The sequence below is a fragment of the Kribbella sp. NPDC048928 genome (assembly GCF_043197975.1).
Classification (GTDB): domain Bacteria; phylum Actinomycetota; class Actinomycetes; order Propionibacteriales; family Kribbellaceae; genus Kribbella.
In genome coordinates, this window is sequence record NZ_JBICUC010000007.1 from 59,724 (window position 1) to 73,273 (window position 13,550).

12 protein-coding genes are annotated in these 13,550 nt (G+C 67.0%); 7 read left to right on the forward strand and 5 right to left on the reverse strand.

Translation table 11 applies throughout. The annotated features are described in order from the left end of the window. Nucleotides 1–35 precede the first annotated feature (35 nt). The gene (locus tag ACGFI6_RS28485) at nucleotides 36–1,295 is read right to left on the reverse strand and encodes an ABC transporter substrate-binding protein (RefSeq protein WP_393123829.1); all 1,260 of its coding nucleotides are present in this window, start codon (nucleotides 1,293–1,295) and stop codon (nucleotides 36–38) included. Next, nucleotides 1,292–2,758 carry a sulfatase-like hydrolase/transferase gene (locus ACGFI6_RS28490; protein ID WP_393123832.1) on the reverse strand — a complete coding sequence of 489 codons (1,467 nt, stop codon included), beginning with the start codon at nucleotides 2,756–2,758 and terminating at the stop codon, nucleotides 1,292–1,294. The genes ACGFI6_RS28485 and ACGFI6_RS28490 overlap by 4 nt, the downstream gene beginning before the upstream one ends. 245 nt (nucleotides 2,759–3,003) lie before the next feature. Here ACGFI6_RS28490 and ACGFI6_RS28495 point away from each other — a divergent pair, with 245 nt between their 5' ends. Further along, the gene (locus tag ACGFI6_RS28495) at nucleotides 3,004–4,491 is read left to right on the forward strand and encodes a SulP family inorganic anion transporter (RefSeq protein WP_393123834.1); all 1,488 of its coding nucleotides are present in this window, start codon (nucleotides 3,004–3,006) and stop codon (nucleotides 4,489–4,491) included. A 30-nt stretch (nucleotides 4,492–4,521) separates the two neighbouring features. Continuing rightward, nucleotides 4,522–4,731, forward strand: a complete 210-nt coding sequence (locus ACGFI6_RS28500; protein WP_393123836.1) for a hypothetical protein — start codon at nucleotides 4,522–4,524, stop codon at nucleotides 4,729–4,731. Nucleotide 4,732: 1 nt separating this feature from the next. Here the strand turns inward: ACGFI6_RS28500 and ACGFI6_RS28505 are convergent, their stop codons facing one another. Beyond that, entirely contained in the window at nucleotides 4,733–5,365 is a 633-nt protein-coding gene (locus ACGFI6_RS28505; protein ID WP_393123838.1) for an aspartate/glutamate racemase family protein, read from the reverse strand. 270 nt (nucleotides 5,366–5,635) lie between these two features. Further along, nucleotides 5,636–7,819 (reverse strand): carbohydrate-binding protein, encoded by a 2,184-nt coding sequence (locus ACGFI6_RS28510; protein ID WP_393123840.1) that lies wholly within the window; start codon nucleotides 7,817–7,819, stop codon nucleotides 5,636–5,638. 172 nt (nucleotides 7,820–7,991) lie between these two features. Here ACGFI6_RS28510 and ACGFI6_RS28515 point away from each other — a divergent pair, with 172 nt between their 5' ends. After that, nucleotides 7,992–8,306: a hypothetical protein gene (locus ACGFI6_RS28515; RefSeq protein WP_393123842.1), complete on the forward strand. Its 315-nt coding sequence runs from the start codon at nucleotides 7,992–7,994 to the stop codon at nucleotides 8,304–8,306. 10 nt (nucleotides 8,307–8,316) lie between these two features. Here ACGFI6_RS28515 and ACGFI6_RS28520 read toward each other — a convergent pair whose 3' ends face one another. Beyond that, a complete protein-coding gene (locus tag ACGFI6_RS28520) occupies nucleotides 8,317–8,991 on the reverse strand; it encodes a GntR family transcriptional regulator (RefSeq protein WP_393124699.1) in 675 nt (224 codons plus the stop codon). Between the two features lie 211 nt (nucleotides 8,992–9,202). Here ACGFI6_RS28520 and ACGFI6_RS28525 point away from each other — a divergent pair, with 211 nt between their 5' ends. Genes ACGFI6_RS28525 through ACGFI6_RS28540 form a run of 4 tightly spaced genes read left to right on the forward strand, consistent with a single transcriptional unit; the run spans nucleotide 9,203 to nucleotide 13,541 of the window. Next, a complete protein-coding gene (locus tag ACGFI6_RS28525) occupies nucleotides 9,203–10,921 on the forward strand; it encodes a glycoside hydrolase (RefSeq protein WP_393123844.1) in 1,719 nt (572 codons plus the stop codon). Beyond that, nucleotides 10,921–11,751: an aldo/keto reductase gene (locus ACGFI6_RS28530; protein ID WP_393123846.1), complete on the forward strand. Its 831-nt coding sequence runs from the start codon at nucleotides 10,921–10,923 to the stop codon at nucleotides 11,749–11,751. The genes ACGFI6_RS28525 and ACGFI6_RS28530 overlap by 1 nt, the downstream gene beginning before the upstream one ends. A gap of 6 nt (nucleotides 11,752–11,757) precedes the next feature. After that, nucleotides 11,758–12,666 carry a carbohydrate ABC transporter permease gene (locus ACGFI6_RS28535; protein WP_393123848.1) on the forward strand — a complete coding sequence of 303 codons (909 nt, stop codon included), beginning with the start codon at nucleotides 11,758–11,760 and terminating at the stop codon, nucleotides 12,664–12,666. Next, nucleotides 12,663–13,541, forward strand: coding sequence for a carbohydrate ABC transporter permease (locus ACGFI6_RS28540; RefSeq protein WP_393123850.1), 879 nt, complete (start codon nucleotides 12,663–12,665; stop codon nucleotides 13,539–13,541). The genes ACGFI6_RS28535 and ACGFI6_RS28540 overlap by 4 nt, the downstream gene beginning before the upstream one ends. Nucleotides 13,542–13,550 lie beyond the last annotated feature (9 nt).

Sequence of the window (13,550 nt, forward strand, 5' to 3'; positions counted from 1 at the left end):
GCTCTGCCGGAGGCGCTGCCAAAGAGTGGGCGCAGTCACTGACCGAGGGTCTTTCCGGCCAGGTCGACGAACTCCTGAGCGCCCGCGGCCGGCGTGGTCTTGCCGAAGCCGATGTTCTCCGCGATCCGGCCGAAGCCGGTGAGCAGCTCGCCGTACCCCTTCGGCCACGGCTTCGGCGACGGGCCGACCTTGCCGGTGATGTCCTCGACGTACTTGATCGCCCGCGCGCCCGCCGAGCCGGCGTCCGCGGAGACCAGGTCCCGCGCCTTCTTCGACGGCGGTACGCCGAGCAGGATGCCGATCGCCTTGATCGCCTTCTCGTCGTTGAGCAGGAACCCGATCAGTTTCGCCGCGTCCTCGGGGTGCTTGCTCGCCGCCGAGATGCACCACAGGTCGAGGCCCTTGACGAACTGGCCCTTCAGGTCACCCGCCGTCACCTGCGGGACCGGGAGGATGGTGAGCGGGCTCTTCACCAGCGGCTGGTAGAACGTGACCTGCTGGACCCAGCCGAACTGCACCGGCGCCTTGCCCTTGGCGATCAGCGACTTCTCGATCGTGTCCGTCTCGGCGCTGATGTTCTGCGGCGGTGCGGCCTTCGCCTTCCGCAGGTCGTCCCAGTACTGGAACCATTCCTGCACGGTGTCCTTGGTGGCGAGCAGCTTGCTGCCGTCGTCGCTGAACAGCTCGGTCCCGTGCTGCCGGGCGTACACCTCGAACACCTGCAGCCCACCGGCCTGGTCGCCGCAGCCGAACGAGCCCTGCACCGACCCGGCGTACCCCTTGGCGAACTCGGCGAACTGCTCCCACGTCCAGCCCTGGGTCGGGACCGTCCCGCCGGCCTTCTTGATCGCGGCCTCGTCGACGTACATCGAGTAGCTGATCGAGCTCTGCCCGATCCCGAAGTTCTTGCCGTCGGCAACACCGCTGTCGGCGACGTCCTTGTCGAGACCGGACGTGTCGATCCCCAGCGATCCGAGGTCCTTCAGGGCGCTCCGGCCGGCGTAGTCACTGAAGTAGCTCATCGACATCCGCAGTACGTCAGGAGCGTTGTTGCCGGAGGTCTGCGTGGCGAGCTTGTCCCAGTAGTCGTCGAACGGCGCGCTCTCCGACGTGAACTCCGCGCCGCCGCTCGACTTCCACGCGGCGAGGGCCTGGTTGAGCGCCTTGGTGACCGGATCGGGTCCGTACCAGGAGACTCGCATCGGGCCGGACTTCCCCGAGCAGCCGGGGATCGTGATCGCTGCCGCAGCGGCGGCGCCGAGACCCAGCAGGGTCCGGCGGCTCAGTGTGCTCATGGGGCTTCTCCTTGGGGGGCCCACCGCCAGTTGTGGGGCAGGCGGAGCGGGGTGTAGTTGCCGTTCGGGAGGTCGTCGGTCAGGCGCGCCTGCCAGCGGGTGAGCTGGTGCAGCAGGCCGGCACGAACGGCCAGGTGCCGGTCGTCCGCGAAGAGGTTGTCGAGCTCGGCGGGGTCGGTCTCCAGGTCGTAGAGTTCGCCGTCGAGATCTGCGTGGACGATGAGCTTCCACTTGCCGCTGCGGAGCATGCGCGCGCCGCCGGACTGGGTGACGGTGTTGAGCTCGTCGAACGACGGGCCGTCGTACCGGAAGTGCAGCGGTGGCCGGGCGGTCACCTCGTACGCGCGGCCGCCGTAGCCCTGTTCGGCGATGATGCTGCCGAACTCCGCCTCCGGCGCGGGCTCGCCGTGGGCCAGCGGCAGCAGGCTGCGGCCCTGGACCCCGTCGGGGATGGGCTGGTCGACGGCCTCGCAGATCGTCGGGAGCAGGTCGACGATCGAGACCGGCTCGTCGCGCTGCTGCTCCTTGACGCCGTCGCCGGCGAGGATCATCGGGATCCGCATCAGGAACTCGGACAGGCCGGCGCCCTTGCGCTGCAGGCCGTACTCGCCGACGTAGTCACCGTGGTCGGCGAGCACGATCGTGAGCCGCGGGCGGGTGCGGTGCGCCAGACCTTCGTGCAGGCGGCGGATCTGGTCGTCGAGCAGGCGCAGCATGCCTAGGTAGTTCGCGGCGTAGCGGCGCCAGTTGTCGTCGTACCCGGGTCGCTTTTCTTCCTGGAGTCTGCGCAGCCAGGCGTAGGTGCCGCCCTTGTGCTCGGCGGCTTCCGGGCCGGTCAGTCGGTCCGGGACGTCCTCGGGCGCGACGAAGTCGAAGTACGGCTGCGGGACCTGGTACGGGTTGTGCGGCTCCGGGTACGAGACCCAGAACAGGCCGGGTCGCTCCGGATCCGCCTCGTCGATCGCCTTGAGGGCGTCGCTGGTGATCCGGTACGGGAGTTGGGTCGTCACGTCGTACGGCGTGGGCTCGTCGGAGACGCCGTGGTCGAGGTGGTCGAGCCATTCGTCGAACGCCTTCTCGTCGGCGCTGCGCTCGGGTCCGTTGGTGTGGAAGTACGGGCCGGCGAAGGTGTCGAAGTCGGCGGCGTCACGGTGCATGTGCGGCTTGCCGGCGAAGTGCAGCTGGTAGTCCGCGTTCCGCAGTACGTCGAGGAGGTCCTGCTGGTAGTGCGCGTACCGGGCGTTGCTGTTCTGACGGACCTGGTGGGCGCTCGGGAAGCGGCCGGTGAGCAGGCTCGTACGGGCCGGAACACAGGCGGGCGCCGCGGTGTAGGCGTGCCGGAAGTCCGTCCCCTGCGCGGCCAGCCCGTCGACAAACGGCATCGTGTCCACCGCAAACCCACTCCGCCGACTCAGCCCCACCCGCTGCTGATCAGTCATCACCACCACAATGTCGGGCCGCATCTACCCCACTCTCTGTTCGTCGCCACCACCCCGAGCGGGAGCGCCACCTCCCCCCCACCCCGAGCGGAGCGAGGGTGCTAGTTCCCACTCCCAACCCCGAGCGGAGCGAGGGTGCTTTTGTTCTCTTGCCATTTACAGCGCTGTAATGCAGCGCTGTAAAACCTTGCCTCAGGTGCTGGACCGGCGTCAAGAGTTCAGCGACCGGCCGATAGAATCGCCCTGCCGCCCATCCCCTGGAGTTCCGTATGTCTTCGCTGACGCCTGAGTCAGCTCTGCCTGTCACGTCCGTCCGCGCCGCACTTCGCTCGCCACGCCGCCTGCGCACCGAGGTACTCGCCGGCCTCGTCGTCGGTCTCGCCCTGATCCCGGAGGCGATCAGCTTCTCGATCATCGCCGGTGTCGACCCGCGGGTCGGCCTGTTCGCGTCGTTCACGATGGCGGTGTCGATCGCGTTCCTCGGCGGCCGCCCCGCGATGATCTCCGCGGCCACCGGAGCGGTCGCGCTGGTGATCGCACCGGTGATGCGCAACCACGGCTTCGACTACTTCGTCGCGACCGTGATCCTGGCCGGCATCCTGCAGATCGCACTCGGCCTGCTCGGGGTCGCCCGGCTGATGCGGTTCATCCCGCGCTCGGTAATGGTCGGCTTCGTCAACTCGCTGGCGATCCTGATCTTCCTCGCACAACTCCCGCACCTCCTGCACGTGCCGTGGCTGGTGTACCCACTGGTGGCGGCCGGCATCGTGATCATGGTCTTCCTGCCGCGCCTGACCAAGGCCGTCCCGGCGCCTTTGATCGCGATCCTCGTCGTGACCCTGGTCGTCGCCGTCAGCGGCTTCCACGTGCCGACCGTCGGCGACGAGGGCAAACTCCCGGACAGCCTGCCCTCCCTGTTCTTCCCGAACGTCCCGTTCAACCTCGACACCCTTCGCATCATCGCCCCGTACGCGCTCGCGATGGCGCTCGTCGGCCTGCTCGAATCCCTGATGACCGCCAGGCTCGTCGACGACGTCACCGACACCCCGTCGAACAAGACCCGCGAGGCGTGGGGCCAGGGCACGGCGAACGTCATCACCGGACTGTTCGGCGGCATGGGCGGCTGCGCGATGATCGGCCAGACGATGATCAACGTCCGCGGCTCCGGCGGCCGGACCCGGATCTCGACGTTCCTGGCCGGCACCTTCCTGCTGATCCTGGTGGTCGGCCTCGGTGACCTGGTCGGCGACATCCCGATGGCCGCGCTCGTCGCGGTGATGGTGATGGTCTCGGTCGGTACGTTCGACTGGCACAGCCTGCGGACCCTGCGCCGGATGCCGCGCAGCGAGACCGCGGTGATGGTCGCGACGGTCGTCGTCGTGGTCGCCACGCACAACCTGGCGATCGGCGTCGTGGTCGGCGTACTGGTCGCGATGGTGGCCTTCGCTCGCCGGGTCGCGCATTTCACGGAGGTGTCCGGTGAGGTCGCCGGCGGCACGAAGACGTACCGGATCACGGGGGAGCTTTTCTTTGCTTCCAGCAACGACATCCTGCAGCAGTTCGACTATCGCGGGGATCCGGACGACGTCGTGATCGATCTGACCGACTCACACATCTGGGACGCCTCGAGTGTGGCGGCGCTGGATGCGATCACCACGAAGTACGAGCGGTACGGCAAGAGGGTCCGGATCATCGGGCTCAACGCAGCCAGCGCCGAGCGGCACGAACGCCTCGCCGGACGCCTCGCCGCGCACTAGTGGCCGGCTGGATGGCCTAGCATCGCGGTCGTGATCCACGAGCCGATGAGCCGCCGACTGGTTGTGACGTTCGCCGCGATCGGTGTGGTGCTGGCCGTCGCCGGCTTGATCGCCCGGCCGGTCAACATCTCGGTCGCGGTCGTGCTGTTCCTGATCGCTCTCGGATCCCTCGGCCTAGCAGGCTACGGCGTCCTCGACCGCCTACTGGCCCGCCGCCAACAAACAAAAACGCAGAACTAGGTCAGCTGAGGGATTCGGCGAGGCGGCGGATGCCGCGTTCTGGGCTGGTGAGGACGGGGCGGTCTACTCCTTCGGCCGCCGATGCCATCGATGCCTGGGCGAGCACGACCACGTCGCCAGATGCTTCCTTGATGGCTGCCGCGACGAGGTCGTCATGGCGAGCGCGGTCCCCGGCGACAGCGGCCTCGAAAGCACCGTCCACGACGACCTCGTCGATCTGCACGTCACGCCCCTGGAGCTCGGCACGTTCGCGGAGGAGTGCCGCGGTTGGTTGCACGGTGGTCGCCAGCGTTGCAATCACGCTGACGCGCTCACCGGTCCGTACGGCCTCGTCGGCCATCGCCTCGTCGACGCGATACACCGGTACGCCGAGACGCTCCGCCAGCGGACCGGCGTACTGCGAGATCGACGAGCACGTGAACATCACCGCCTCGGCCCCGGCCGCGACCGCCGCGTCACCGAGGTCCGCGAGCCGCTGCCCGACCTGATCCGCGGCACCACCCCGCCCGAGGTCGGCCACGATCTTGTCGTCGAGCAGGTTCTGCACCTCGACGCCCGGCAGATGCTCCGCCGCCAGACTCGCGAACGTCGGGATCACCACAGCCCCGGTATGCAGGAAGGCAACACGCGTCACTGACCGCTCCTCACGTTTCAATCCGCGATACCGCATAGCCAGCAGCACTCCACCACACACTGCCCACCCAACATTGACACGTTTCACAAACCGGGTCAACGCACCGTCCACCGCACGCTCAAGCCCCCTCCCCGTTTGGGTGGTTCACCCTCGAAATGGCCCGTTCGCCGCTCGCATACAAGCAGGTGAGGGTCAATCTGAGCGGTGAACCACCCAAACGCACGGGACCCGGGGCAGGGGGCACGGGGTGGGGTGGGGCTTGGGTGGGGGTCAGGTCAGGGTTAGGTAGTCGAGGTTGAAGTTGCCGGTTTCGCAGTAGATTGTCAGGGGCCGGTCGCCGGCGGGGAGGGTGATCGGGGTGCTGATCGATTGGTAGTTGGCCCACCCACCGGTGTCGGGGACCGTCACCTTGCTCAGTACGGCGCCGTTCGCATCGCGGATCGAGATCGCGTCGGGGGCCGCGGCGCCACTACCGTTCGCGACCCGGAGCTCGAGGTTGTACGTACCCTGCGCGACGTCGAAGCGGTACTGCAACCAGTTCCCCGCGGCCGTCCACCCGACGTTCTTCCCGCCACTCGCGGACGGGTTGCTCTCGATGAAGTCGGCACCGCCCTCGGTCCAGCCGTGCTGCGCGACGTACGACTCCGCCTCGACCTTCTCCCCCACATGCGCACCGTGCGGCCGTACGGTCAGATGCACCGTGACGTCGTCATGCGCCGCGCCGTCCGTCACGTGGAACTTCAGGTCCTGCTCGCCGGCGACCGTGGGATGAATGGTCACCAGCCCGGTGCTCCCGTCGAGGGTCACGCCCGCCGGCAGGTCCGTTGCGTAGTACCCGAGCCGGTCCTTGTCACGATCGGTCGCGCGCAACTGGAGCTGAGTGGTCTGGTACTGGTCAGCCGTCACCTCCGGTACGTCCTGGAACTGAGGTGCATGACTGTGCCGCGGGACATCGCCGTGCCAGCGGTACGTCGCGTACGCGCCGGCCGGGACCGTGACGGTGAACGACCTGCCCGCGAGCGTGATCCGCACCTTGCTGGGCGTGGTGTTGGAGTTCCCAACGATCGCGACGAAGTTGTCCGAGCGGTCCTTGAAGACCACGTTGCTGATCCCGTTCGCCGTGCCGCTCGACTCGACGCGAGTGTGCTCCGGCCCGAGGTACTTCGCGAACTGCCCCATCGCGGACAGCTCGGAACGCACCGAAAACGTTTTCGTGTTCGTGTCGACGGTCACCAGCCGGTTCGGCCACTTCGTCGTCCGGCCGACCTCTTCCCAGTCGACGTTGTTGTCCCGGGCCGGTGTCCAGTGCAGGGTGCCGCCGTCCTGATCGGTGGTCTGCGCCCACATGACGTACGACGAGGCATCGAGCCGGAAATAGTTCAGAATCGTTTCCGGATTCAGATCGCTCGTTTCCGTCATGTGCACAGGTTTTCCGAACTCCTCGAACGCGTCCCGCATCACCGTCGGGTCTCCCCAGTACGGATGGAACGCGATCGCGTCCGCCGCTTTCCGGGTCTGCGGATCGTTGAAGATCCGGTAGTAGTTCTTGGTCTCGGTGCTGTTCGGATCGCGCCAGTCCCAGAAGTTGAAGTCGTGCACGTACAGGTCGGTGCGCAGCCCGGCTCTGCGTACCTCACGCTTGATCGCGACCGCAAGCTTCTGCTGCTGCTCGACGCTGATGTCCATCGCCGGGTACACCACGTCGATCCCTGGCTCGTTGAGCAGCGTCAGCGCGTCGACCTTGATGCCGTGCTTCGCGTACGCCTGCAGGTACTTCACGTAGTACTTCGCGAACACGTCGATGCAGTCGTCGCGGAGCTTGCCGACCTGGTAGTACGACGTCGTACTGCCAGGCTTCAGCGCGACCTCGCCGGTGAAGCGGTTGTTGGTCTTCATCCAGGCCGGCGCACTCCACGCCGACGCGAAGAACGTGGCCCGCGGGTTGTACTTCTGGATCAGCTTCACGGTGTCGACGATGTGCAGGTCGACGTCCCGCTGGATCGAGAAGTGCTTCAGGTTCCGGTCCTCGCCGACCCCTGCCGGCAGTTCGTCGTACGACCAGAACGGCAGGTGCTCGATCAGGTCCGGGCTGCCGATCGTCAACCGGAACCGGTCGAACCCGGCGCCGGTCTTCGGGTCCGCGAGCAGCCGGATCGCGCGGTCCCGCTCGGCCGGCGTCAGCTTCCACAGGTTCGACACGCTGGTCTCGTCGAGTGAGAAGCCGATCCCCGTGTACTGCTGCCTGCTGACACTCGGATCCACCACGACCGTCGTGTCGGCCGGCCCGTCGTTCCCGACGTACGTCGACGGCAGCGGCTCCCACCGGTGCGCGGTCCCGCTCGAGTACGTCCCCTGCACCACCGCACCCCGCTGCGCCATCGCCGGTCCGCCTCCGGCGGCCAACCCGGCCGCCACCACCCCGACCACTGCCGCCAAACTCAGAGTCCGCCTCACAAACCCTCCATCGCCGACACGGAAAGCCCTTACAAAGCAGGCCGACTCTAGGTCGCCGCAACCCGCACCAACACCCCCTGCCGGTTCCGGAACTGGTTCCGGAACCGGCGGAAACGCGTGCGCGACACTTGTTCGGTACACCGCACGCGCGATCACGACGAGAGGATGCGCGATGAACAGCAAGGAGCGGGTCAAAGCCGCGCTCAAGGCGCACCTCGAGGCCGAGCTCCGAGCAACAGACGCCGCAGTCGCCGCGCTGGCGGGAATGGACTTCTCGCCGACGACCGAGGTGCGGCCGGGCGCGATCGTCGTGCTCGACGGCGATCACTACGTCGTCGGCGTGATCAGCTCGGCGTTCGAGTGCGACGGCGTGACCTACGAGGGCATGGCCACCGACGCACTCCTGTACGAAGCCATCAAGGGCCTGCAAACCGGCGACACCTTCACCTTCGCCGGCATGGACTACCACCTCGACTCAGTCTCCTGACTGCCTCGGGTCAGCGGTCCGGGAGGTTGAGGCGTTTCAGGCGTTCGTAGGCGCCGAGGATGTGCTTGTCGATGCCGTCCTGGGCGGCCTGTGGGTCGCCGAGCGCCAGGGCGTCGCGCAGTTCCTTGTGCTCCTTGTAACCGACGTCGAGGAAATCCGGGAAACTCGCGTTCCGGGCCCGCAGAAAGACTGTCACCTGCCCACGGATCGACTCCCAGACGCGCTGCACGCGAGCGTGGTCGCAGTACGCGTAGATGATGTCGTGGAACTGCAGGTCCAGCCGGACCGCGTCCTCCGGAACGATCTTGGTGTCGACGCTCTTCATCTGCTCCAGCACCGCGTCCATCTCGGCGAAGCCCGCGCCCTGCATCCTGGTGCACGCACGCCCGGCGGCCAGTCGCTCGATCGCGCCGCGGAGGGTGTGCACCTCCTCGACGTCGGTCCTGGTCAGCGTGCTGACGAACGCGCCGCGGTGCCGCCGCAGCTCGACGTGACCCTCTTCCTCGAGCCGGGACAGGGCCTCCCGGATCGGCCCGCGGCTGACCTTGAGCGCCTCGGCGAGCTCGGTCTCCTTGAGGTGCTGGCCGGGCTGGAACCTGCCGCCGGTGATCATCTCCCGCAGCACATCGGTGACCAGATCACCCAGAGCGCGCTGCGACGGCAGCGACACGACGTCGTCGGGCATCACGCCGACCACCTCCTCAACGCAGTTTCCACGGATCGAACCCTACCGCTGCGCAGCTCGCTCTGTAGATTGTAAACAGTAAGTCATTGACAGTAAACGAAACGCCGGAGCAGACTCGGAGCCTCCACTCAGCCAGGACGGCCGGCGCCGGCAGTCGGCCCGGCCGACCGTGAGGCAGCCCGATCCCCCCGGGCAGAGAGGTCACGCGACGATGACCACCGACACACCGGTCCACACCGGACGGACGGCCCTCGGCCCGTTCCCGCCGGCCGCTCCCCGGATCCCCGATGCGCCGCACGTCGTCGCGGCGACGATCGACGTCGACGCCGCACACGTCCAGGGCCCGCTGGCCCGCGTCTGGGAGAGCTTCGGGTACGACGAGTTCAACTGGACGTACATGCCCGCGGGCAAACGGCTGCTGCAGACCTTCGCCGACTTCTCCGGCGGCGGGTACTTCGTCCGCCCGCACTACATGTACTGCTCCGGCAGCGGTTTCGGCATCCCGCACTGGAGCTCCGGCAACGTCTACCACGAGGACGTCGACGGCAATCCGTACTACGACTTCACGCTGCTCGACCAGGCGTACGACGCGATTGTCGGCGCCGGTCATCACCTGCTCGTCGAGCTCGGCTTCACGCCGCGCGACCTGCTGCCTCCTGAGGCGGCCGAGCTCACCGTCGTACGCAGCCCAACGGCCTACACGAACTACGAGGCCGGTGCGTGGGGCTACCCACCGAGCGACTACGGCAAATGGGGCGGCCTGATCGGCGCGACCGTCCAGCACTGCGTCGAGCGGTACGGCGAGGCAGAGGTGAAGACCTGGCTCTGGGAGCTGTGGAACGAGCCGGACATCGACTACTGGCGCGGCACGCTCGAGCAGTACAACGAGCTCTACACCGCAACGGTGCAAGCGATCCGGGCCGTTCTGCCCGAGGCGAAGGTCGGCGGACCGGCCGTCACCAGCGGCGGCCTGAACTTCCTCAAGGGCTTCCTCGACTACACCTCCGACCGCGACGAGCCGCTCGACTTCATCTCGTACCACACCAAGGGCTGCCACTTCCCGACCCGCGACTACAAGCCGTTCGCCGAGGAGCCCGCCGAGCTGCTCAGCCCGTCGTCGACCAAGATGCTGTTCGACCTGCGCGAGTTCAACCGGCTGATCGGCTCGTACGACGCGTACGCCGACCTGCCCGTGATCGTCGACGAGTGCGACGCCGCGGTGCCGGCGCACTTCGGGCGGTACGACAACCGCAACTACAGCTTCCAGAACACCGAGTACTACCCGGTCTTCCAGGCGAAGCTGATGAAGAAGATCCTCGATCTGAACGCGACCGAGACCGCGCAGGTCGCGTACGCGACGAGCTGGAGCTTCTACTTCGAGGCCGAGCGGTACTTCGAAGGCACGCGCTCCTTCATGACCGCGGGCGGTGTCGAGAAGCCGTTGCTCAACGCGTACCGGATGCTCACGCTGCTCGGCACCGACCGACTGCAGGCGGCCTCGGACGCGGCCTGGCAGGTCGGCGCGCTCGAGAACACGGACGGCAGCAGCATGCCTGAAGAGGTCGACGTCCTGGCCTCGCGAGCGGAGAACGGCAGCGTCGCGGTACTCGTCTGGCGGCACACCGACGACCAATGGCAGACCAGCGACTCAGCCACCACCGCCAACGTTGCTGTGCGCAACCTTCAGCCCGGGTCGTACCGGCTGCGGCACCTGCGCATCGACGCCGAGCACAGCAACGCCTTCACGGTCTGGCAACAGCTCGGCTCTCCGCAGGATCCCACCGCCGAACAGCTCGCCGCGATCCACGAGCGGCAAGGACTGGAAGAACTCGAGGCCGAACGGACCCTCACAGTCACGGGCGACGTCGCCCTCGAGGTGTCGCTTCCGTTGCCATCGGCATCGTTACTCGTCCTCGAACCGGTGAGCTGATGGACATGATCACACTCAGCAACGGCGTACGGATCCCGCAGCTCGGGTTCGGCGTCTTCCAGGTCCCGCCGGACGACACGCAGCGCGCTGTCGAACAGGCCATCGCGATCGGCTACCGGCACATCGACACCGCGGCGGCGTACAACAACGAGGCAGGTGTCGGCGCCGCCGTACGCGCCAGCGGGCTGCCGCGCGATGAGCTGTTCGTCACCACCAAGCTGCGCAACGGCGAACACGGGTACGAGTCGGCGCTGACTGCGTACGACGAAACCCTGCAGCGGCTCGGACTCGACTACGCCGACCTGTATCTCGTGCACTGGCCGAATCCGACCATGGATCGCTATGTCGACAGTTGGCGCGCGCTGGAGCGGATCCAGGCCGAGGGCCGGGTGCGGGCCATTGGCGTGTCCAACTTCCTGCCCGAACACCTCGACCGGTTGGCGAAGGAGAGCGAGATCGTCCCGGCCGTCAACCAGATCGAGCTGCACCCGACCTACCAGCAGCACGAACTGACCGAGCTGTGCCGTGAACAGTCGATCGCGGTCGAGGCGTACTCGCCACTCGGGCAAGGCGGCGACCTCGACCACCGGGTACTGGCATCGATCGCGGACGCTCACGACGCGACGCCGGCCCAGGTCGTCCTGCGCTGGCATCTGCAGCTCGGGCACATCGTCATCCCCAAGTCGGTGAACCGCGAGCGGATCCGCGCGAACTTCGAGCTCGGCGGTTTCGAGCTGACCGACGCGGAACTGGCGGCGGTCAGCGGGCTGGAGGCCGGCAACCGGCTCGGCAGCGATCCGCGCACCTTCGCGATCAGCCAGATCAGGTAGCCGACCGTGGCCGGCAGGGTTCGCGACTGGAAGAAGAGCACCTGGATCTGGATCTTCCTGCTGCCGACGGTGGTCCTGTACGGCGTCTACACGATCTACCCGATCATCGCGAGCTACTGGTACTCGCTGGTCGAGTGGAACGGGTTCGACGCCAACCAGCAGTTCGTTGGCCTGAGCAACTACCGCGAGGTGTTCGCGGATCCGCTGTTCTGGAACTCGTTCAAGGTCACGCTGCTGTTCATGGTGCTCGTGGTCCCGGCCCGGGTACTGCTGACGCTGGTGCTCGTCATCGTCCTGAACTCGCCGAAGCTGCCACTGATCGGCGTGCTGCGGTCGGCGTTCTTCATCCCGGTGGTGACCACGACCGCGATCATCGGCGTGGTGATGCGGTTCATCCTGGATCCGTCCAGCGGGCCGATCAACTCCGCACTGCTCAAGCTCGGCGGTGGCGGTGTGGACTTCCTGGGTGACCAGCACCTGGCGCTGCCGACCGCGGCCCTGCTGTACATCTGGAAGTTCTTCGGCGTCACGATGATCTACTGGCTCGCCGCGCTCCAGACCATCCCGTACGAGTTGTACGAGGCGGCCCGGATCGACGGCGCGGGGGCGTTGCAGCTATTCCGGCACATCACGCTGCCGATGCTCAAACCGTTCCTGATCATCATCACCGTACTGACCGTCGAGGAGACGTTCCACAACTTCGATCTGATGTACACGCTGACCGGGGGCGGGCCGTACTTCCACACCGAGATCATCGAGATCTACATCTACCGGTGGGCGTTCGCCGCACCGATCCCGCAGCTCGGGCACGCATCCGCGGCGGCCGTGATCTTCGGGCTGCTCGTCGCGATCGTCGGCGCCGTTCAGCTGTGGGGCGTGTACGCCGGCCGCCGGTTGAGAGGAGACCAGCGATGACGACGCTCGCCGTACGTACGGATCGCCCCACAGATCGGCACCGCCGCTTGTGGCGCCGGGTGCCGTGGTGGATCGCCGCGCTGTTCCTGGTGGGGATCGCGGTGCTCTGGATCTTCCGGTTCCTCTGGATGCTGTCGGCATCGCTGAAGGACAACATGGAGATGTTCACCGGCGGCCTCAAGCTGTGGCCCTCGAAGTTCGTCTGGGACAACTACGCGCGGGCCTGGAACGACGCGCACTTCGGCCGGTACCTGATCAACACCGTCGTGGTCACGGCCTTCACCGTCGTGATCGTCACGATCCGCTGCGCGACCGCCGGGTACGTCCTGGCCCGCTACCGCTTCCGTGGCTCCAAGCTGTTCCTGGGCGTACTGATCGCGACGCTCTTCGTACCGACCGGCTACACCATCATCCCGGTCGTCAAGATCTCGATGCAGCTGCACCTGATCGACTCGCTGAGCGGGCTGATCCTCGCTCTCAGCGGCGGCGCGTACGTGTCGGCGATCCTCATCTACTACGGGTACTTCCGGCAGATCCCCCGCGAACTGGAGGAGGCCGCGGTCGTGGACGGCGCGGGCTTCGTCCGGACGTTCTTCTCGGTGATGCTGCCGCTGGCGATGCCGGTCACCGCGACCGTTGCCGTACTCACCTTCATCACCACCTGGAACGCGTTCTTCCTGCCGCTGGTCTTCACCTTCAGCCGGCCCGATCTGCGCACCGTGAGCGTCGGCATGCAGGCGTTCGTCGGCGAGACCGCGACCGACTGGACCGGGATGGCCGCCGCCGGCGTGATCTCGATCGTCCCCGTGGTGGTGCTCTTCATCTTCCTGCAGCGGTACTTCGTCGAGGGAATCTCCGGAGCCGTCAAGTCGTAACCGAAGGAG

Bases quoted from the DNA above. Each gene is read 5' to 3' on its own strand.
- ACGFI6_RS28485 (WP_393123829.1), bottom strand. From the start codon at position 1,295: ATGAGCACACTGAGCCGCCGGACCCTGCTGGGTCTCGGCGCCGCCGCT.
- ACGFI6_RS28490 (WP_393123832.1), bottom strand. From the start codon at position 2,758: ATGCGGCCCGACATTGTGGTGGTGATGACTGATCAGCAGCGGGTGGGG.
- ACGFI6_RS28495 (WP_393123834.1), top strand. From the start codon at position 3,004: ATGTCTTCGCTGACGCCTGAGTCAGCTCTGCCTGTCACGTCCGTCCGC.
- ACGFI6_RS28515 (WP_393123842.1), top strand. From the start codon at position 7,992: ATGAACAGCAAGGAGCGGGTCAAAGCCGCGCTCAAGGCGCACCTCGAG.
- ACGFI6_RS28520 (WP_393124699.1), bottom strand. From the start codon at position 8,991: ATGCCCGACGACGTCGTGTCGCTGCCGTCGCAGCGCGCTCTGGGTGAT.
- ACGFI6_RS28525 (WP_393123844.1), top strand. From the start codon at position 9,203: ATGACCACCGACACACCGGTCCACACCGGACGGACGGCCCTCGGCCCG.
- ACGFI6_RS28530 (WP_393123846.1), top strand. From the start codon at position 10,921: ATGGACATGATCACACTCAGCAACGGCGTACGGATCCCGCAGCTCGGG.
- ACGFI6_RS28540 (WP_393123850.1), top strand. From the start codon at position 12,663: ATGACGACGCTCGCCGTACGTACGGATCGCCCCACAGATCGGCACCGC.